The organism is Shewanella sp. SNU WT4 (assembly GCF_006494715.1).
Taxonomy (GTDB): Bacteria; Pseudomonadota; Gammaproteobacteria; order Enterobacterales; family Shewanellaceae; genus Shewanella.
In genome coordinates, this window is sequence record NZ_CP041151.1 from 1,981,692 (window position 1) to 2,001,815 (window position 20,124).

Annotated in this window: 20 protein-coding genes; 9 read left to right on the forward strand and 11 right to left on the reverse strand. The window is 43.9% G+C overall.

Annotated features, from left to right (window positions below):
• Nucleotides 1–106: 106 nt before the first annotated feature.
• The 4 genes from ggt to FJQ87_RS08875 form a co-directional block, all read right to left on the reverse strand.
• The gene (gene ggt, locus FJQ87_RS08860) at nt 107–1,810 is read right to left on the reverse strand and encodes a gamma-glutamyltransferase (RefSeq protein WP_140934051.1); all 1,704 of its coding nucleotides are present in this window, start codon (nt 1,808–1,810) and stop codon (nt 107–109) included.
• A 331-nt stretch (nt 1,811–2,141) separates the two neighbouring features.
• Nucleotides 2,142–2,759, reverse strand: a complete 618-nt coding sequence (locus FJQ87_RS08865) for a LysE family translocator (protein WP_140932323.1) — start codon at nt 2,757–2,759, stop codon at nt 2,142–2,144.
• Between the two features lie 154 nt (nt 2,760–2,913).
• A complete protein-coding gene (hppD, locus tag FJQ87_RS08870; RefSeq protein ID WP_140932324.1) occupies nt 2,914–3,954 on the reverse strand; it encodes a 4-hydroxyphenylpyruvate dioxygenase in 1,041 nt (346 codons plus the stop codon).
• Nucleotides 3,955–4,000: 46 nt separating this feature from the next.
• Nucleotides 4,001–5,158 (reverse strand): homogentisate 1,2-dioxygenase, encoded by a 1,158-nt coding sequence (locus tag FJQ87_RS08875; protein WP_140932325.1) that lies wholly within the window; start codon nt 5,156–5,158, stop codon nt 4,001–4,003.
• A gap of 122 nt (nt 5,159–5,280) precedes the next feature.
• Here FJQ87_RS08875 and FJQ87_RS08880 point away from each other — a divergent pair, with 122 nt between their 5' ends.
• Nucleotides 5,281–6,174, forward strand: coding sequence for a LysR family transcriptional regulator (locus FJQ87_RS08880; protein WP_140932326.1), 894 nt, complete (start codon nt 5,281–5,283; stop codon nt 6,172–6,174).
• Nucleotides 6,175–6,224: 50 nt separating this feature from the next.
• On the opposite strand, the gene FJQ87_RS08885 is transcribed toward FJQ87_RS08880, so the two are convergent.
• Complete coding sequence (locus tag FJQ87_RS08885) at nt 6,225–6,683, reverse strand: EVE domain-containing protein (RefSeq protein ID WP_140932327.1); 459 nt, start codon at nt 6,681–6,683, stop codon at nt 6,225–6,227.
• Between the two features lie 284 nt (nt 6,684–6,967).
• Nucleotides 6,968–7,927, reverse strand: a complete 960-nt coding sequence (locus FJQ87_RS08890) for a cytochrome-c peroxidase (protein WP_140934052.1) — start codon at nt 7,925–7,927, stop codon at nt 6,968–6,970.
• A 218-nt stretch (nt 7,928–8,145) separates the two neighbouring features.
• On the opposite strand from FJQ87_RS08890, the gene FJQ87_RS08895 reads away from it, so the two are divergent.
• On the forward strand, nt 8,146–8,919 hold the full coding sequence (locus FJQ87_RS08895) for a transporter substrate-binding domain-containing protein (protein ID WP_140932328.1): 774 nt from the start codon (nt 8,146–8,148) through the stop codon (nt 8,917–8,919).
• 49 nt (nt 8,920–8,968) lie between these two features.
• On the opposite strand, the gene FJQ87_RS08900 is transcribed toward FJQ87_RS08895, so the two are convergent.
• A complete protein-coding gene (locus FJQ87_RS08900) occupies nt 8,969–9,376 on the reverse strand; it encodes a YccF domain-containing protein (RefSeq protein WP_140932329.1) in 408 nt (135 codons plus the stop codon).
• Nucleotides 9,377–9,606: 230 nt separating this feature from the next.
• Between FJQ87_RS08900 and FJQ87_RS08905 the strand changes: the two genes are divergently transcribed.
• Both FJQ87_RS08905 and FJQ87_RS08915 read left to right on the forward strand, forming a co-directional pair.
• The gene (locus FJQ87_RS08905) at nt 9,607–10,476 is read left to right on the forward strand and encodes a pyridoxal-phosphate dependent enzyme (RefSeq protein WP_140932330.1); all 870 of its coding nucleotides are present in this window, start codon (nt 9,607–9,609) and stop codon (nt 10,474–10,476) included.
• Between the two features lie 853 nt (nt 10,477–11,329).
• Nucleotides 11,330–12,286, forward strand: a complete 957-nt coding sequence (locus FJQ87_RS08915) for a chemotaxis protein CheV (RefSeq protein WP_140932332.1) — start codon at nt 11,330–11,332, stop codon at nt 12,284–12,286.
• Here FJQ87_RS08915 and FJQ87_RS08920 read toward each other — a convergent pair.
• Both FJQ87_RS08920 and FJQ87_RS08925 read right to left on the reverse strand, forming a co-directional pair.
• Complete coding sequence (locus FJQ87_RS08920) at nt 12,283–12,858, reverse strand: hypothetical protein (RefSeq protein ID WP_140932333.1); 576 nt, start codon at nt 12,856–12,858, stop codon at nt 12,283–12,285. The two genes, FJQ87_RS08915 and FJQ87_RS08920, sit on opposite strands and share 4 nt — an antisense overlap.
• Before the next feature lie 98 nt (nt 12,859–12,956).
• The gene (locus FJQ87_RS08925) at nt 12,957–13,322 is read right to left on the reverse strand and encodes a DUF2750 domain-containing protein (RefSeq protein ID WP_140932334.1); all 366 of its coding nucleotides are present in this window, start codon (nt 13,320–13,322) and stop codon (nt 12,957–12,959) included.
• 297 nt (nt 13,323–13,619) lie between these two features.
• On the opposite strand from FJQ87_RS08925, the gene FJQ87_RS08930 reads away from it, so the two are divergent.
• From FJQ87_RS08930 to FJQ87_RS08950, 5 genes are all read left to right on the forward strand, one after another.
• Nucleotides 13,620–14,915 (forward strand): lytic murein transglycosylase, encoded by a 1,296-nt coding sequence (locus tag FJQ87_RS08930; protein WP_240778882.1) that lies wholly within the window; start codon nt 13,620–13,622, stop codon nt 14,913–14,915.
• A gap of 39 nt (nt 14,916–14,954) precedes the next feature.
• Nucleotides 14,955–15,437, forward strand: a complete 483-nt coding sequence (locus tag FJQ87_RS08935; protein ID WP_140934054.1) for an FKBP-type peptidyl-prolyl cis-trans isomerase — start codon at nt 14,955–14,957, stop codon at nt 15,435–15,437.
• 152 nt (nt 15,438–15,589) lie between these two features.
• Nucleotides 15,590–15,817, forward strand: a complete 228-nt coding sequence (locus FJQ87_RS08940) for a DUF3389 family protein (RefSeq protein WP_140932335.1) — start codon at nt 15,590–15,592, stop codon at nt 15,815–15,817.
• Between the two features lie 93 nt (nt 15,818–15,910).
• A complete protein-coding gene (locus FJQ87_RS08945) occupies nt 15,911–16,597 on the forward strand; it encodes a dienelactone hydrolase family protein (RefSeq protein ID WP_140932336.1) in 687 nt (228 codons plus the stop codon).
• 404 nt (nt 16,598–17,001) lie between these two features.
• Nucleotides 17,002–17,448 (forward strand): Hsp20 family protein, encoded by a 447-nt coding sequence (locus tag FJQ87_RS08950; RefSeq protein WP_140932337.1) that lies wholly within the window; start codon nt 17,002–17,004, stop codon nt 17,446–17,448.
• 167 nt (nt 17,449–17,615) lie between these two features.
• Here the strand turns inward: FJQ87_RS08950 and ilvN are convergent, their stop codons facing one another.
• Both ilvN and FJQ87_RS08960 read right to left on the reverse strand, forming a co-directional pair.
• The gene (ilvN, locus tag FJQ87_RS08955; protein WP_140932338.1) at nt 17,616–18,110 is read right to left on the reverse strand and encodes an acetolactate synthase small subunit; all 495 of its coding nucleotides are present in this window, start codon (nt 18,108–18,110) and stop codon (nt 17,616–17,618) included.
• Nucleotides 18,110–19,843, reverse strand: coding sequence for an acetolactate synthase 3 large subunit (locus FJQ87_RS08960; protein WP_140932339.1), 1,734 nt, complete (start codon nt 19,841–19,843; stop codon nt 18,110–18,112). The genes ilvN and FJQ87_RS08960 overlap by 1 nt, the downstream gene beginning before the upstream one ends.
• Between the last annotated feature and the right edge of the window lie 281 nt (nt 19,844–20,124).

Sequence of the window (20,124 nt, forward strand, 5' to 3'; positions counted from 1 at the left end):
TAGAGTATTTGCATGCGGCTTGCTTATAACAGACTGATTGCTATCTCATCTAAGGCGCTTATGGCTGTGGTTATGCTGGCGCCTTGATGTTGATTCTTATGCAGAGTTAGTGGCCCGCGGTGAGTGATGCGCCGCGGCGAGGATCTGAGCTACCAAACCAACCGACAGGCGCCCGCATAATGGATTGAGTGCTGCCCATGGCAGCTTGTATTTTAGTGACATGGCCTTTAGCTTGTAAAAGGCTAATGGTATCGCTATTAATCGAGCGCTCATGCAGTAATTCATCGGGCAACCATTGATGATGAATTCTGCCAGCTTGGGTGGCTTCGGCAATATTCATTTGATAATCAATCACATTGGTTATGATTTGTAAGGTTGTACTGATAATGCGCGAACCGCCTGGACTGCCAGTCACTAACAAAATGTTGCCATCTTTTAAGACCAAGGTTGGGCTCATTGAACTTAATGGCCGCTTACGTGCTTGCACGGCATTAGCGGCGCCGCCAATCAATCCAAAACCGTTAGCAACCCCAGGTTTTGCTGAAAAGTCATCCATTTCATTATTGAGTAATATGCCAGTGCCAGCAGCAACTAGGCCAGATCCATAACTAAAGTTAAGGGTATAGGTATTAGAAACGGCATTACCCCATTGGTCGACCACTGAATAGTGAGTGGTTTGTGGGCTTTCGTTCTTGAGCATGGCACCAGGTTTGATTTCGTTTGCTGGGGTTGCCTTGTCCTTGATGCTAGCGGCTAACTGTTTAGCATACACTTTAGCGATTAATGCTTGGGTTGGCACAGGGTAAAAATCAGGGTCGCCTAAATATTCACTTCTATCGGCATAGGCCAATTTCATGGTTTCAGTCAGCAAATGTAAGCTCGCGGCGCTGTTGTGGCCAAGCTCTCCTAAAGGGAAATTTTCTAAGGTATTCAGCATTTGGATAATATGTATGCCGCCAGAGGAGGGCGGCGGCATAGAGATTACTTGATGGCCGCGATACTCTCCCACCACAGGAGTGCGCTCGACCACTTGATAATCACGCATATCTGCTAGCGATAAAATTCCGCCAGCTGCAGCTACGGCTGCCACGATTTTTTGCGCGGTTTCACCCTGATAAAACCCCGCCGCGCCTTGTTGTGCAATTAAGCGCAGGCTATTGGCCAGTTGTGGCTGCTTTAACACTGTATTAGGCGCGAAATTGTCACCATTTGGCTGATAAAAAATGGCTGCCGTACTTGGCCAGCGGCTGAGTTTAGGCTTTAACGCGGCAAGTGATTGCGCTAAATCATAACTTACGGTTACCCCTTGCTCGGCAAGGGCAATGGCGGGCGCTATGACTTGCGCGGGTGACATAGTGCCATATTTGTCCAACGCGCTCAGAAGCCCCATCACAGTGCCGGGCACACCGACAGCTAAGCCATGCTCTTTAGACAGTAATGGATTGACTTCACCTTGTGTATCTAAAAACAAATCTTGGTGGGCTAAGGCTGGCGCCATTTCACGGTAATCTATCGCTATGGTTTGTTTTTTTTCGGCAAGATACACCAACATAAAACCGCCGCCGCCAATATTACCGGCTCTGGGTAAAGTGACCGCTAAGGCAAAGCCTGTGGCTACGGCGGCGTCTATGGCGTTGCCGCCTTGCTTTAAAATATCGACCCCAATTTGAGTCGCGAGCGCCTCTTGGCTGGCAACCATGCCATGCTCAGCCCACTCTGGCTGCGCTGTGGCTAAATGTTCATAAATCACCGCGGGTGGATTGGGGGGCTGAGCTGCGCTAGATGTTAGGCTTAATGGTAAGCATAACATTATGATTAACGCAGACTTAGATATAGCTGCTGGCACTAGAAAAGAGGGTTTCGCCCATGAAATTGATGATTTAGCGGGTGTTAATGGGGCTGGCAATTTAGGCAGGCTTGGCTGCTGGAACGGCTTAGTTATAGTCATGCTTACCTGACACTAATGTTGTTTTAATGTTTAGTAATGTGCCGTTAATTAACTGAAATTGCAATGCTCTAGCGTGAGAGCAATAAGTGTAGGAGTTGTGATAGTGCCAAGATGATAATTGAGCGAGCTTAATGGGGCTCGCTCAAGGGTATATCACTTATTGTTATTTAGGGAAAATAGCCTCTTAAGGTATTTACCCTAAGGCCAGCCAACCACCGACCAAAATCATTAAGCTGCCAGCAATGCGGTTCATTAGCTTAATGTTATCCCCTTGGCTTAAAAACAGTTTTAGGGTTTTGCCACCGGATGCATAAAGCATCATGCACACAAACTCAGATACTAAAATAATGGCAATTAACGCCATTAACTGTACCGGCATAGATTCTTGCGGATTAATAAAGGGAGGCAATAAAGACACCATAAATGCCCAGCCCTTTGGATTGGCAATCGCTGTGCCGAACCCTTGAGAGAACAAAGTAATGCGGCTAATACTTTTTTGGCTATCGGCGACTATGGCCATACTGCCGCGACTGCGCCACATATTGATACCGACATAAATAAGATACACGCCGCCCACCCATTTAAGCAGCGAGAACACTTGCGGGTAATTCAACATTAAGCTGGCAACGCCCATGACGGCGGCGATAGCAACTATGGCAACGCCTAACAGTTCACCTAGCATCATCCATAAGGTTTTACGCACCCCTATGCTCATGCCTAATGTCATGGCTAAGGTCATACACAACCCCGGAGTAATAGAAACAAAGAAGAAGGTTGGGATAAATACCGCAAGTAAGGTGAAATCAGGCATACAGGTCTTAAGCAAACAAAGGTAAAGAATATTACCTGTGAAATGGCGTTAAAAAAACTGCCAATCAGTGACTCATTGGCAGTTTGTGAGATATCGCATGAAATCAGTTGGTGCTTAGTAACAAAACTCTGATTTCAGCAAGTAAAGCGTTGAGTTATAACACGCCGCGGCGCGCTTGATCGCGTTCAATGGATTCAAACAAGGCTTTAAAGTTACCTTCACCAAAGCCTAAATTGTTTTTGCGTTGAATGATTTCGATGAAAATTGGCCCAAACAGATTTTTAGTGAAAATTTGCAATAAATAGCCGGATTCATCGCCATCCACCAGAATTTGATGATTCTTGATTTTCTCTCTGTCTTCAGTGACTTGTGGCAATCTATCAAAAATGGTGTCGTAGTATTCTGGGATAATATCTAACGTGCTAATATGAGTGCCCGCCATAGCATCAAGGGATGCCACTATATCCCTGCTTCTAAAGGCCAGATGCTGTACGCCTGGGCCATTATATTCACGCAGATATTCATCAATTTGATTATTGTCGTTGCCTTTGCCCTCATTAATCGGAATGCAAAAACTGCCATCGGGAGAGCGCAACGCATAAGAGATGAGGGCAGTTTGTACGCCGCTAATGTCAAAGTAGCGCACCTCAGTAAACCCAAAAATATCCTTATAGAAGTTTGCCCAGTACTGCATTGTGCCTTTAAAGACGTTATTAGTGAGGTGATCGACTTCAATAAAGCCCTTATCTTTCACTATGATGGGCTCGGCTAAATCCACAAAATCGCGCTCATAAATGCTGCCGTTAGCGCCAAAGGTATCGATAAAATAAATTAAGCTGTCACCTATGCCATAAATGGCGGGATAAGGTAGGTCTGTAACCTCCCGCGGGGCAGGCTTAGCGCCACGAGCGACGGCTTGCTCAAAGGCAAAGTTAGCATCTAGCACGCGCCAGCCCATAGAGCTAATGGCAGGTCCATGACTTTTAGTAAATGCAGCGCTAAAGCCTTGTTTAGAGCGATTAAGTAAAAAGTTGATGTCATTTTGGCGGTAATAAATGATGTCGTGCTCATGATGCTGTTTCAGCATAGAAAAGCCAAAATCGATAAACACTTGGTGCATAAAGTCGAGGTTTGGACTGGCAAATTCGGTAAATTCTATGCCCATCAAACCTAAAGGATTGGTTGTTGTTGCCATTTTTATGTCCTTGATTGCAAATTTTGTGGGTGATTAAGGCTGACCATTATTCGAGCCAAGAATTAACGTAATCAGCGGCCATGCTGTGTTTAACATGGGCTGTAAGCTGCAACGGGGCAAAAGTATCAACCATCACCGCATATTCGTGAGTTTCTTTTTTGCCGATACTGGCTTCTGTCTTACCAGGCTGCGGCCCATGAGCAACGCCTTTTTGATGCAAAGTTAAAAAGCCTGCCTGTATGCCTTTGCGACTCATAAAGTCGCCATCGACGTAATACAAGACTTCATCGCTATCGATATTGTTATGAAAGTAAGGCGCCGGAATGGCTTGGGGATGGAAGTCATAAAGGCGCGGCACAAAATTGCAAATCACAAAGTTATGGGCGCTAAACAACAAATGCTCTGAGGGCGGTAAATGAATTTTACCCACCTTAGGAGCGTAATCCTTAATATTCAATGCCCAAGGGTACACACAGCCATCCCAGCCCACTAGATCAAACGGATGCCACTGCAGCAGGGTTTGCTGATACTTGTCACCAAACTTACTGATCAAGCTAAATTGCCCTTGTTCAACAATCGCCGCAGTCAACTGTGGCGTTCGAATATCGCGCTCACAATATGGGGCTGACTCTAGCATTTGCCCATACTCATTACGAAAATGGCGCGGCACTTCCACCATGGACATAGATTCAATAACAAACAATCTAACATCTTGATAATCATCGAATATCAGCTGATAGGTGGTGCCGCGAGGTATGACTAGATAGTCCCATTGGCGCACAGCTAACACGCCGTATTCACTGAGTAATTGGCCTTGACCTTGGTGGACAAAAATCACTTCATCGGCGTAGGCATTGCGGTAGAAGTTATCTGTGCCTTCACTCACTTTTGCTGTGTACATGGCAAGATCGTTGTTATAAAACAGCTTGTTACGCGCCGAAAAGAAATTACCGCTTTTATCAACGACACGAGAATCCAGTTTGTAGTTTTGAATTAATGCATCTTGCCAGTTATCGCCATGGTCAATATCAAATACGCGGTTTTCTAAAATTTTGGTCGGCATATTGTGATGATATTTATTGGAATAAATGTTGGAAAAGCCATGGGTGGAGAACAGTTCTTCTCGATATAACTCGCCGTTCGGTTTTTCAAAGGTGATATGACGTTTATGAGGAATATCACCTTGTTTTATATAGATGGGCATAAAATTTCCTCAGCACCTAAATGTAGGGTAAATGTGACTTTGATAACAATCTAGTTGCTTGAATCAACAAAAAAAAGAATAATAAATTGTTCAACACGTTCTATTTTTTAGATGGAGTTGCTATGCGGATTGATATTGATGCTTTTCGGGTGCTGGATGTGTTGGTCGAAACGGGCAGCTTTGCCGCAGCAGCTGAGCGTTTGCACAAAGCGCAGTCGGCTGTGAGTTATCAAATCAAAAAGTTAGAGCAAGAATTAGGCATTACTTTATTGGATAGAAGCCAGTATCGCGCGCAGCTTACCCCTCAAGGCTTAGCCATTTTAAAAGAAGGTCAACGCTTATTGCAGCAATGGGATCACATCACCCAACTGGCTAGCCGCTTTGGTGAGGGCTGGGAGCCAAAGCTTGAACTGATTATTGATGGCGCCTTGCCGATGGAGCCAGTAATGACAGCCCTTAAACGTATGGCGGCTCATCAAGTGCCCACTAAAATACAGCTAAATGTCGAATTTTTAGGGGGCGTACAGCACAGATTTTTACGCGATAGCGCTGACTTGATGTTAGTGAAGGATTTTCGCTCAGGATCTCAATACCACGCCACGCCGCTACCCAGTGTGACCAGTATTTTAGTGGTGGCCTCTAGTCACGTGTTAGCGGTGAAACGCCAAGTCGAATTGCATCAATTACAGCAATTTGTAGAGCTTACTATTGAGGATTCATCAGGGGATAAGGGCTATCGGGATGATATGCAGTTTGGTGGCGATAAAGTGTTTTATTTATCAGGTTTTATGATGAAGAAAAATGCTTTACTCAAAGGCTTAGGCTTTGGTTGGATGCCAGATTATTTAGTCAATGATGAGTTAGCGAGCGGCGTACTCGTTGAAGTCGATTTTGTTGCCGGTTCGCGCTATAGCTTCACGCCGCAATTAGTGTGGAGCCAGCAGCGGCCATTAGGCCGCGCCGGCCAACTCTTTACTCAACTACTGTTGGAAGAATGTGGTCAAGCGCATCACTAAACCACACTAAAGCAACCAAACTAAAGCCAGTAAACTCTGGAGAACTTACGTTAGCGGCCAAGCGCTAACAGTTGCTGCCAATGGCTGCTACTAACGGGTTGCACACTGAGGCGCGGTGATTTTATGAGTGCCAGTTCAGAAAACTGTGGCATGGCTTTGATTTGCGTAAGGCTAATGACGCGCTTAAATTTTTCAAGAAATTCAATATCAACTAATACCCACCTTGGATTATCTATGCTGGATTTAGCATCGAAATATGGCGATACGCTATCAAACTGACTTGGGTCTGGGTAGGGCGTACTCGCAACCTTAGCCAGCCCGACTATGCCAGGTTGTTTACAGCTTGAATGGTAAAATAAAATGCCGTCGCCAATTTGCATTTGATCGCGAATAAAATTACGGGCTTGATAATTGCGTATGCCAGACCAAGGTTCAACCTTAGGCGCCAACTTGGCAAGATCGTTAATACTAAATTCGTCCGGCTCTGATTTCAGCAACCAATACTGCATAAATGAATGTCTCTTAAGAAAAGCGATACTGGCTATCATACGATAAAGGGCAGGGGTACACATAACCATCAAGCAGAAATTAAGGACAGGTATTATGCACTTAGCTTATGAAGTGAGCTTATGAAGTGAACTTAAGTACTGAGGTCAAACTCAGGAAATTTGAGACACTGAGTGCGCATAAATAACAGGAAGGTTAGCTTTAGAATTAATCGCTCCAGCAGCTTGATACGGTAGAAGAATCATGCCCCACGCGGGGCATGATATATCAAGGCTAATACTTAGGATTATTCAGCAAATGGCTGAGGTCTTGGAGTATTGGCGTTCGATGGCGGTAAAATTGGCAATACAATTTGTGGCTGCTCGCCAGTTAACGACTTTAAGAAAGCAACCATCTGTACAGTTTGCTGCTCATTAAGCTTCTGACCTAATTGAATATCAGCCATGACATTAACGGCTTGCTCTAAGTCCCACACGCTACCATCGTGGAAGTAGGGATAGGTGAGTTCAATATTGCGCAGGGTTGGCACTTTAAATACATGCAGATCGGCATCTTTACCTGTCACACCTTTACGCCCTTCGGCAGGGTTATTGGTGTGGAACGGCTTAATTAAGCCCATTTTCATATACATGGTGCCGCCAACCGCAGGACCATTGTGACAAGCAACACAGCCCTTATCTTTAAATAACTGATAACCGGCTAATGCATCATCGCTAATTGCTGCCTTATTTCCTGCCAGATAAAGATCAAATGGGCTATTAGGAGTCACTAAGGTTTTTTCAAATTCAGCAATAGCATCGGTGATCATGTCAATATCGATTTTATCGCTACCATAAACTTGTTTGAACTTAGCGCGATAGCCAGGCAAAGACGCTAAGGTATCAATGGCCAGTTCATGGGTGAATGCCATTTCTTTCGGGTTAGCGATCGGGCCGCCAGCTTGCTCTTTTAAGTCTTTTGCTCGGCCGTCCCAAAATTGTGCCAGCATAAAGTCAGCATTCAATACGGTAGGAGAGTTAATCGGGCCTTGCTGCCATTTATCACCAATCGAGGTTGGAATGGCGTCAACGCCGCCTAATGACAAGTTGTGGCATGAGTTACAAGAGATAAAACCTGACATGGATAATCTAGGTTCAAAATACAGCATTTTGCCTAGCTCTACTTTTTCAGGCGCGGTAATTTTTGCTGGCTGGATGATCTCAATCGGTTCGGCGCTCGCCAGCGGCGAACAGAGCAAAGCTAACATGACCCAATTAAATTTCACAGGTAATTCCCTTACAAATAGTATGTGTAAGAGTATGGTATACATAAAATAAGTTATTGAATATTAATAAAATTAGATTGAGTCTATCGGCCGTGTTGATTAAATATTTGTGATCAATGACATGGAATTGTTCGCAATAGCTTGATAGGTATACACTATACTTACAAGCCGTTGCCTGCGATAAGGATTCAGACTCGACTATGTCAGCCAATTTTACTAAATTTGCGATAGCCGCCAGATGTCATTTTCTATCCTTAATGCTAGTGGCAGCCTTGAGCCCCCTTTATTGCTTTAGCGACACTTTAAAACTCACCTCTGGGCTGTGGCCACCGTATTCTGGGCAAACGTTAAAGCAACAAGGCGCGAGCGTGGCCGTGGTTAAAGCGGCCTTGCAAGCTGTAGGGCATGATCTTGAAGTTGATTTTTATCCTTGGGATCGAACCAAAAAATTAGCCAGTATTAATACCGGTCAATATCAAGGTTATTTCCCGACTTATGCCTTTGATAGTAATGAATTTATTTTCTCAAATCCTATTGGCGTGAGCGATATTGGTTTAGCCACTAAGCAAGTGGCTCCCTTAGTGTGGTTGCAGTTAAGTGACTTAACTCTATATACCTTAGGGGTGATTGAACCCTTAACTAGCCCCAACCAGCCAATGACGGCGCTATTTGCTGCCGATCAACCACTTATTGTTGCTGGATCAGATGCGCATAATTTGCAGTTGCTTGCGAGTAATCGCATTGATGGCGCGGTAATTGACCCTTGGGTGATGAAATACTGGTTAAGCCAAGAGCCATTAACCTCAGTGGCTAAGCAATTGCAAATGCAGCCTAAAGTTTTGATTAGCCAAGATTTGTTGATTGCATTTAGCGCGAATGAACAAGGGATGATGTGGCGTCTACGAGTGAATGAGGGCCTAAGTAAAATAGACCCTCAAGCTGTGATGAATAGTTACCTAACCAAATCTTACTAGTTAAGTGCTATTAGATAGGTCAGATTGGCGTTTGACTATGGTTTGGCAACTATGGTTTAGCGACTATGGTCTGACCAATCGGGGTTAGGCTTAACATAGCGAGCTTAAGGTGTTGTAATCCAAACGGAATACCTATGATAGTAATGAAATAGCCAAGGGCTAACACTAGATGACCTAAGCCTAGCCAGAAGCCAAAAATCACAAACCAAATAATATTACCTAGCATACCGAAAGAGCTAGTACCTAAATCTTCTTGGCCAGAAACTAGTTGCCGATTAACGCTTTGCTGACCAAAAGGCCAGAACGCCATTTCACCAATAACAAAACAGGCGCGCCCGAACGGTATGCCGATAATACTAATAAAGCACAAGACTCCGGCTAACCACCAACCTAATCCCATGATAAAACCACCGCACACTATCCAGAGGATATTTAATAATAAACGCAAGAGTGACATGAAAAGCTCCACTAACTAAAACTGAGATTTAGCAAATTTGATGCCATCATCATAATTCATTGATTACAGTATATAAAATTAATGTCTGTTGAGATTGATTGGTGAGTTTAACCAATATATGGTTAAGTTTAGCAACGAAAATCGTTAAAATAGCTTTTTTGTCTTTCTAAGTGTTTATGAAACTAGCGCAAACGCCCATTCAAGCATTCTAGTTTTTACATCATCAACTCTTGATTAAGCGCGACGACTTATTGCACCCATTATTTTCCGGCAATAAAGCGCGTAAGTTCTATGGCTTATTAGCCTTAGAATCTGGTGCTATCAATACTTTGATTGGTTATGGGTCGCCGCAAGCTAATTCACTGCTCTCTATGGCAGCATTGGCGCAGCTAAAGGGCTGGAAACTTGAGTTCTATGTTGATCATATCGCTGGATTCTTGCTTGAAAACCCAACGGCCAATTACCAGCGGTCATTAGCTTTAGGCGCCAACATAATACCGATAAATTCAATTGCTGCAGCGACCGGAATGACATGTCAGCAATACATTGAAGGCGTGAGATTGCAGCAATCTGATGCTGCACAATGTTTATTTGTACCTGAAGGCGGGCGCTGTCAATTAGCCTATCAGGGCGTTGCTAAGTTGGCCGATGAAATTATTGCTGATTATCAAGGCAATTCAGAACCTTTAGATGTATTTCTCCCATCTGGCACAGGCACAACTGCTTTCTTTTTGCATCGCCGTTTTAAGGAATGTGCCGTGGATATTAATGTCATCACCTGCGCTGCTGTCGGCGGCAGTGATTATCTGCGAGCTCAGTTTAATGAATTAGGCGCTGCTACTTACGGTATGCCTGAAATAGTCACATTAGCGAAAAAATATCATTTTGGTAAACCGTATCTTGAAGGCTATCAACTATGGCAAGCGGTACAGCAAAGCTCAGGGATAGAGTTTGAATTGTTATATGACCCAATTGGATTTTTAGCGTTAAAACAAAGACTAATGCAAGTGCAGTCACGACAAATATTGTATTTACATCAAGGAGGATTAATAGGTAATGAATCTATGCTGCCTAGGTATAGGCGCAAGTTTGAAATTTAAGGATGAGGAATATCTAGAGGAAATAATGGAGTGTGATGCATTGGTTGGCAGCAACAAGGCCTAACCTCGCATCACACTGACGACTCCTGCGTAAGGGCAGGGCGTTGAATTAACAGTTACCGCTAAGCAACCATTTCATAAATTTTAACGCATCGGTGCGTTGGGTAAACGTTTGTTTATTTTTACCCTGTCTATCGTTGAAAGCGATAGAAGATTTGTTTAGTGAAATAGAATCCACAGGAAAACATACGTTTATTTCAAGACCATCAATTTTATATGACATAGTTTAAAGCTCCATGAACACCCAGTGGTGTCGATATTTGTACAATAAGCCTTCCTCGTACTGTGAAATTTACGGGTTTGCTAGTTAAAGTTAGTTTTTTAGTTATCAAAAGTCCCTCAGCGATTAACTGAGAAGCATGTCTATTTTAGGTTTGTTTTATGACCAATAGATGACGCTGAATTAATTTCTTTCTAAGGCGGACAGCTTAAGAGGAAAGAATAGAGGAACTAGAGGTTGAACTGCTACTGATGATAGCAAGATATTGAGATATGTCAACAATATCTTTCAAGATGTTAACTGTTGAGGTTGAAATGGCGCTAAAAAGCTCAATTGGCTAGTGGGTAAAGATTGTCAAGCTAAGTTAATTCCATTGTTATTGTCGGTTTAAGCGTAAAACACACTGAGTTTAGCGCTACACACATAATGCTTTTTAACTAACTATTTGAGCTTGCCTGATAATTTTTTTGACAACTTTTATTATTTTTATGGTTAATGGCTATACTTGCAACAAGCAATAAGGACAATTCGGTTCAAACACGTTTGAACCATGAGACAGCAGGAAAGTCATCTATGGCAAAAGTATTGGAAAGCGTCGATCAACGGACACAGTTGGTGGGTGAGAATCGACTAGAATTACTGCTGTTTCGCATCAACTCGATGCAACTTTTTGCAATTAACGTATTTAAAGTTCGAGAAGTCGTTAAGTTACCCCCCTTAAATACCTTACCAGGCAGTCATGCGCATGTGGCTGGCGTTGCCAATATCCGTGGCGTTTCTATTCCAGTTATTGATTTACGGGCGGCGATAGGTTTTAAACCCATAGAAACCACGGCTGAAAGCAATCTCATCATCACTGAATATAACCGTACCATTCAAGGTTTCTTAGTCGGTAAAGTTGAGCATATTGTTAATATGACTTGGAGTGATATTTTACCGCCGCCAAAAACGGCTGGTGCTAATAATTATCTCACCGCCATTACTCGCCTCGAAGAAAATGATCGCAGTCAGCTAGTCTCCATTATTGATGTAGAGAAGGTTCTAGCCGAAATCATTGATTATGATACGAATTTGTCTGCTGGAATTTTGGATGGCGGCTTAGTTAACCATCTGAAAGGCCAGCATATTCTTGTGGTCGATGATTCTGGAACGGCGCGGCGTCAAGTCAAAGAAACCTTATGTCCGCTCGGCATTGATATTACTGAGGTACAAGATGGCTTGCAGGCATTAGAGTTGCTGCAGTCTTGGACGCGAGATGGTGTGAATGTGAACCAAAAGCTGTTGATGGTGATTACGGATGCTGAAATGCCAGAAATGGATGGTTATAAGTTAACCGCTGAAATTCGCAGTGACGAAAAATTGAAAGACTTGTACGTAGTTCTCAATACTTCGTTAAGTGGCAATTTTAATAATGCTATGGCGGAGAAGGTTGGCTGTAATAAATTTATTTCAAAATTCCAACCGGATATGTTGGTGAGCCTAGTGCAGGAGCGTCTGCGCGAGAAACTTAAGGCATATTCTAAATGTTAGGATTGAAAGTCACTCTGCAGCTCATCAATGAGCTGTTTTTTTTGTTGCAAGCTCACGCCGCGATATAATTTAGCAAGCCGAATGGCATAAGCAAATCTAGGTTTTCCAACTATGTCCACTAAGCTGATAAGGAACGATTCATCGAGAGCATGGCGTTGAGTTTGCTCACTGATGGCCTCGCTAATATGGCTGTATTCAACACCGTTAAAGCTAAATGCCATAGATAATGGTGGCGGATAATCAATGCCATCAATCACCACTGGCCAACCTTGCGCGTTGACCCTATCCCTTGCTATTTCAAACATTTGCCATGCACTTTTTTTAAAACCACCAAAAATATTGTCATCAAAACCACTGTCGGCCAGTTCCTCTTGAGTCCAATTTTCACCTATGGCTAAATGTTTGGCATATTTTTGTCTGAGCGTGCGTTTTATTTGATCGCGGCAATGCCAAATATCTTCAAAGTAGTGTTTTTTGGCGATAGATAAACATTCTTGGCAGGCTGGAACTAGGGCTTGCGGATGCGACATCTGCGGTTTTGCTGTGGCGGGGCATAGCAGGAAATCGCTCATGGGTTCATTACAAAACCAACAGCAATGACGTTTATTAAAAGGAATCGTAATCATAAGTGCTAGATAAAACGCCGAGTGTTGCCACTCGGCGATATCAATTACTGCTGCAGCAGCTCAACATCTACCAGATGTTTAGCTAAGACGATAGGATCGACTTCAACACAGTCTTGATCGTTTTGCCAATCAATACCAATCACCACACCATCATCATTTAAATCAGAGACCCAAAATTCTAAGTACTCAGATAATGGGATGGCAACGGCTTTATAGTCAGCCCAATCATCGGTGCAATTGGCTGAAGCTAAGGCTTCAGTTGACCATAATGGCATGGCATCAGTATCTTCAAAATCGGCAGAATCACATACTACCCAGCCTTCGCCTGTTTCATCTTGCAGGCCCCATAACAATTGATGCTGTTTAACATTATCGATAAAGCTGCTTAATAAAGGATCTAATTCAGACATAAGGAGTACTCAAAAAGACAAAAGATGGCCTATTGTACCACGCTTGCCCCAACAGGCTCTAGCGATTGAGTATTTTTCGTCTTGTTAGCATGAATTTAATCATTCCCTGATTGTCAGACCCATTAACTTGGGTCAGGATGTGCTAAGTGTAATGATTCTGTAACCTTAGATAACGAGATTAAGGTACATATTTTTGTGCGGTTGACCCTATTATCATTGTCGGTCAGCTTTTATTTTTGCAGTTGCTATTTGAGTACATTCGCTCATGGCAAAGGTCGTTATCAGCAAGGAGTGAGGGTGTTGAAAAGACGTATTTCTATCCTATTACTGGCAGGCTCAGGCATGAGTGCTTGTGCATCATCGGCGTTAGCACCATCTGTGCCAGTCCCCAATTCGATTAATGAGCCCATCATTAAACAGCAAACCGTTAAGCAGAGCGTTGAACCTACGATTGCGCAAATAGTTGAGCAATCTAAGGCCAACTTCCCTGAGTGTGTAACTAAACTGCAACAACAAGCGCAAGCACAAGGTATTAACGCCGCCATTATTAAGGCGAGCCTAGCGGATGCGCAGTTTGTTACTAAGGTGATTGAGCTTGATAGAGCGCAACCTGAATTTAGCCAGACATTCGCGGATTACTATACTAAGCGAGTGACTGATAAGCGCATCGAGCAAGGTCGAGCCTTATATAAAGAACACCAAGTGCTATTAAATAAGTTAGCGGCAGAATATGGCGTGCCGCCGCAGTATTTATTGGCATTTTGGGGCCTTGAAACCAATTTTGGTGGTTACAAAGGTAAAATGCCTGTGATTGATTCATTGGCAACCTTAGCCTGTGAACCCAGACGCAGCACCTATTTTACCCAAGAGCTAATGCAAGCGCTGCGGATTCAGCAAATTCATGGCATAGATAAGCAAGAGATGGTGGGTTCTTGGGCGGGCGCTATGGGACACACCCAATTTATGCCAAGTGCTTATCTTAATCATGCTAAAGATGGCGATGGTGATGGTAAAATCAATCTGTGGCAAAGCACAGATGATGCATTAACCTCTGCTGCCGCTTTCTTACAAGCGTTAGGCTGGCAAAGAGGCGAACCTTGGGGGCAAGAAGTTAAGCTGCCGGCCAACTTTGACTACGCGTTACTTGGGGCTAAACACAGCCGTGATGTTGCCTTATGGGCAGATTTAGGCGTCACTCAAGCTAATGGTCAGGTATTAAGCCGTGAGTCTATGCCGGCCGCGGTATATTTACCTGCAGGTTATCAAGGCCCTGCGTTTTTGGCTTACCCTAATTTTGAAGTCATTCAGAAATGGAATCGCTCAATATTTTATGCCATTGCTGTCGGTCAGCTCGCTGATAGCATCAATGGTGGCGGTCCATTAGTGGTGCAGCCGCCTGAGCAAGCGAAATTAACCCGCGCTCAATTACAGGCGATGCAGCAGAAATTGACGGATTTAGGGTATGATGTCGGCAAACCTGATGGTGTATTTGGCCCGAGATCGAAAGCAGCATTGCAAGCCTTTCAACTTAAAGCGGGCTTAATTGCTGACGGTTACCCCCATGACACCAGTTTTAAGGCCTTAGGGCTTTAAGTGGGTATTTTTACTTAGATCAGAATTTAGAGAAGTATGATGACAGTTGCAGATAATCAAGTAGTACGTTTTATTTATCAAATTAGTGATGAGCAAGGCCAGTTATTAGAAGGCAATCATGATGAAAAGCCGGTGGCCTATTTACATGGTCACGACAACATGATGCCAGGTGTTGAAGCTATGCTTGAAGGCAAGGCTGCTGGTGAACATGTGTCTGCCATGCTGACTCCAGATCAAACCTTTGGTGAGCGCGTTGATGGCCTTGAGCAACGAGTGCCAATCAAGCACTTAGAAGGCGCTAAAACTTGGAAAGCTGGCATGCCAGCACTAGTGCATACCGAGCAAGGTCCAAGACAAGTGACAGTACTGAAAGTGGGTAAGTTCATGGCCAATGTCGATATGAATCACCCGTTAGCAGGCAAAACCTTACAATTTGATATCACTATTCTTGATACTCGTGATGCCACGGATGAAGAAATCGCTCATGGCCATGCCCATGGTGATGGCGGCCATCAGCACTAATCTCTCTTAAGTGCCAGATGCCCATATAGCTAACTATATGGGCATTTTTTTATGTCGTCTCAATGAATTGTTTAAGAATGATGCTAATAGCTGTGCGACCTAAGCAGTAGCAATGAGATGGCAAGAGTAAGATAAAAAGTGAGTATCTAGTTATGATCCTGAATATCCCCTTAGGAAAAATTATCATCACAGCGCATGAAGTGCAGGTACGCCTGACATCGAGCGGCGTTGTGCTGCAAAGCTATTGTGAGGATTTAGTGTTGCTACCAGGGCCCTTATTGCTCGCGGATGCGGGCGCTGTGCGCTGGAGCTTACCATTAAGCCAAGAGGCCGCCGATGTGATGCTGGATGTCATTGGCCCGCAATTATTAAAGCGTTAATATTCATAAACTAACCCCCAGTAAGCGCTGCATTCACGCTAATAATTAGGGTATGCTTACGGTTCAATATTTTTCACTCGATGGTATTTGCTCATGTCTGTTAGTCAATTAACCCCTGCGTTATCTGGAATTGTGGTCGAGCCTGCACAAGCTGCTACCGCTTGCGTGATTTGGTTACATGGTTTAGGTGATTCAGCCGACGGATTTGCGCCTATTGTTAAGAGCTTACAATTACCGAAAAACTCATCTATTCGCTTTATTTTCCCCAATGCTCCCGAGCAAGCCGTCACTATTAACGCGGGTTATATCATGCGCGCTTGGTATGACATTAAGAGCCTAGACTTACATGATCGCGCCGATATGGCGGGGGTGATGGCATCTGAGCAATTATTAGATGAGTTAATCGGTCAGCAAATCGCCGCAGGTATTGCTAGCGATAAGATTTTAATTGCCGGTTTTAGTCAAGGCGGGGTGATGGCCTTATTTACAGCGTTACGCTGTAGCAGCAAACTCGCTGGAATTTTAGCCTTGTCTTGCTATTTACCTGGTGGTGATGAATTGCCACAAGCGTGCTCAAGTGCCAATCAAAACACTCCCATTGTTTATCAACACGGTGAGCAAGATGACGTAGTGATCCCTATGGCGGCGGATATGGCGCGTCAAGCCTTAACTGCTGGTGGTTATCCGCTCGACTTTAGTTGGTATCCAGTCGGTCACAGCTTATGCGCGCAGCAAATTATGCCCATTCGCGAGTTTATTTTGAATCGGTTAATGGCATAAACACAAAAAGATGCCCTGTGATATTAGGGCTTTTTGGGCGTGTATTTAATACATTGATTGATGACGCCTAGTGCCTCGACTGCGAGTCAGGCGCTATGGGCTATTTCTTAGGTGATGTCAGTTTCTATTATATTTGTGTGAGTGCATGACATCTTTGCAAATCATATCAGTAGGTTATCAATTAAATGTTTAGTCTCTTTTAAAATTTTCAATTATGCCCTTGAAATCAATATGGCTGACTATATATCTAGGTTATGGATGCTCATGAGAGATCCTATTAGCGACTTAACTAGTAAGTTAGTGGTTAACCTATAAGTTAATGATTAAAGCTAGTGAGTCTATTTATATTCGGTGCAACTCTGTTGGCCGAGGTTATTTCACATATTGCTTTCGAGGATATGATTATGCGTAATTATGATTTATCACCTTTATTCCGTTCCGCCATTGGTTTTGATCGTTTAGCCCGAATGGCTGAACATGCGGCTGCCAATAATGGCAATGCCGGCTACCCACCTTATAACATTGAATTACTTGGCGAAAATCGATATCGCATCACAATGGCGGTCGCTGGTTTTGGTATGAGTGATCTTGATATCACGAGCGAAGGCGAAAAGCTACTGGTTAAAGGTACGCGTCAAGAGCCTAATGGTGAGCGTCAGTATTTGCATCAAGGTATTGCTGAGCGCAGCTTTGAACGTACATTCCAATTGGCTGATCACGTGACTGTTACTAGCGCCAACTTAGAGCATGGCTTATTAAACATTGATCTGGTGCGTGAAATTCCTGAAGCCATGAAGGCGCGCAAAATCGCTATTAACAATCAAGATGTGATTGAGCAAAATACTATTTAATCCTAGGGTTGAACTTAGGCTAAATAATAAGGGAAGCATTCGCTTCCCTTTGTCGTGTTATTAATAACTTTATGTCTTTATCTAGATAAATAGCAAATAGCAAATAGCAAATAGCAAAGGGTATAGCCAATAGTATATCCATGTAATAGCTAACTATCGGCTTGAACTTATGATACTCGCATGGCTTTATCGCCGCGGCATAGCCCAACCACACCAGAGCGCGATACTTCCACGACTTTGGTGGCTTCACTTAAGGTGCGAATAAAGGCATCGAGTTTTTCACTGGTGCCAGTGATTTGAATGGTATAAAGCCGCGCATTCACATCGACAATTTGCGCCCGAAAGATATCTGCGGTGCGTTTTACTTCTTCGCGCTGCTCGCCGTGAGCTTTCACCTTAATTAAGGCTAATTCGCGTTCGATAAAATCACCATCAATACAAGCCACTTTAAGCACATCAATCAGTTTATGCAGTTGCTTTTCAATTTGCTCCAGCACTGAGTCATCGGCAACCACAGTAATAGTTAAGCGCGATAATGTGACATCATCTGTGGGGGCAACGCATAAGGTTTCAATGTTATAGCCGCGCTGGGAGAACAAGCCGACAACGCGCGACAATGCACCCGGTTGGTTTTCTAATAAAATACTGATGATCCGGCGCATTAGCTTCTCTCCGTTTTAGTTAACCACATGTCGTTCATTGCACCACCACGAATGAGCATAGGGTAAACGTGTTCGGTTTCATCGACACTGATATCAACAAATACCAACTTATCAGTTAACGATAAGGCGTGGGCTAACGCTGCTTCTAACTCATCAGGATGACTGACGGCGATTCCCACATGGCCATAAGCTTCGGCAATTTTGGCAAAATTGGGCACAGAATCCATGTAGGAATGTGAGTGTCGGCCTGAGTAAATCATGTCTTGCCATTGTTTAACCATGCCTAAAAAGCGGTTGTTGAGGTTAATAATTTTCACCGGCGTGTCATATTGCAGCGCGGTGGATAGCTCCTGAATATTCATTTGAATCGAACCATCACCAGTAACACACACTACGGTTTCATTAGGCAATGCAAGTTTTACCCCCATGGCCGCGGGTAAACCAAAGCCCATGGTGCCAAGCCCGCCAGAATTTATCCATCGTCTTGGTTTATCAAATGGGTAGTAGAGCGCGGCAAACATTTGATGCTGACCAACATCGGATGTCACATAAGCATCGCCTTTAGTTAACTTGTATAAAGTCTCAATCACTTGCTGGGGCTTGATGCGATTAGTGCTGGTGTCATAGGCCAAACTATTGCGGCTACGCCAAGCATTAATCATTTGCCACCAGTCAGCCAAACGCTGTGGTGAGGCATTGGCTGCTAAGCTCACATCGGATGGCGCAGCTAATAGCGCTAACATTTGATCTAGTACTTGTTCGGCTGAGCCCACAATGGGGATATCAACCGCTATGGTTTTTGAGATGGACGATGGGTCAATATCGATATGCAAAATTTTGGCATTAGGACAGTATTTTTCAACGTTATTCGTGGTTCTGTCATCAAAGCGTACCCCTATGCCAAAAATCAAATCGCTATTATGCATAGTCATATTGGCTTCATAACAGCCATGCATACCGAGCATGCCAACGGCGTTTTTATGAGTGCCGGGAAAGGCGCCTAAGCCCATCAAGGTGCTCACCACAGGAATATTAAGCAGTTCTGATAACGCCTTAATTTGGGCGCCGCAATCAGAGATAATAGCGCCGCCGCCTACATACAATACTGGCTGCTTAGCGGCGATGAGCGCTTGTAACCCGCGTTTTATCTGGCCTTTATGGCCCGATGTTGTGGGGTTATATGAGCGTAAAGAGACAGATTCTGGGTAGTGATAAGGAAATAAATGTTCGGGACTTAAGCAATCTTTCGGTAAGTCGACCACCACAGGGCCAGGTCTGCCCGTCGCTGCAATGTAAAAGGCTTTCTTAATAGTTTCAGGGATGTCTTTAGGGTCTTTAATCAAGAAACTGTGCTTTACCACAGGGCGGGAAATACCAATCATGTCGCATTCTTGAAAGGCATCATTACCGATTAGATGACTGGGAACTTGGCCTGACAACACCACTAATGGAATGGAGTCCATATACGCTGTGGCTATGCCGGTAATCGCATTGGTAGCCCCAGGACCACTGGTGACTAATACCACACCAACTTTGCCGGTAGCACGGGCGTAACCATCAGCCATATGCACGGCCGCTTGTTCATGGCGCACCAGTATGTGTTCAATCGACGAGGCTTGGTGGAGCGCATCGTAAATATCGAGCACTGAGCCGCCAGGATAGCCGAAGATATGTTTAACGCCTTCATCAATCAGTGAGCGCACTATCATTGCTGCGCCAGAGAGCATTTCCATGTAAGACTCCTAAGTTACCGTATGGGTGAGCAGTAGCTTTAATAGGTGAGGGTAATCACGCTATTTGCAGCCTCTCCTGGCCGAGGGAGGCTGACTAGTCGAAGGGATCCTACTTTGACTAGGCTAAATTAGCTCAATAAAATTGAGCAAGATTTGAGCATACCAATACATTTTTATATTTCAACCGCAAAGTGTAAATAAAGCGTTAACGTTAGTTATTTTCATTATGCGCGAATATGAAAGCGGCAAAGAATCGGGGGGCGTTACTGCAATGATGGGGG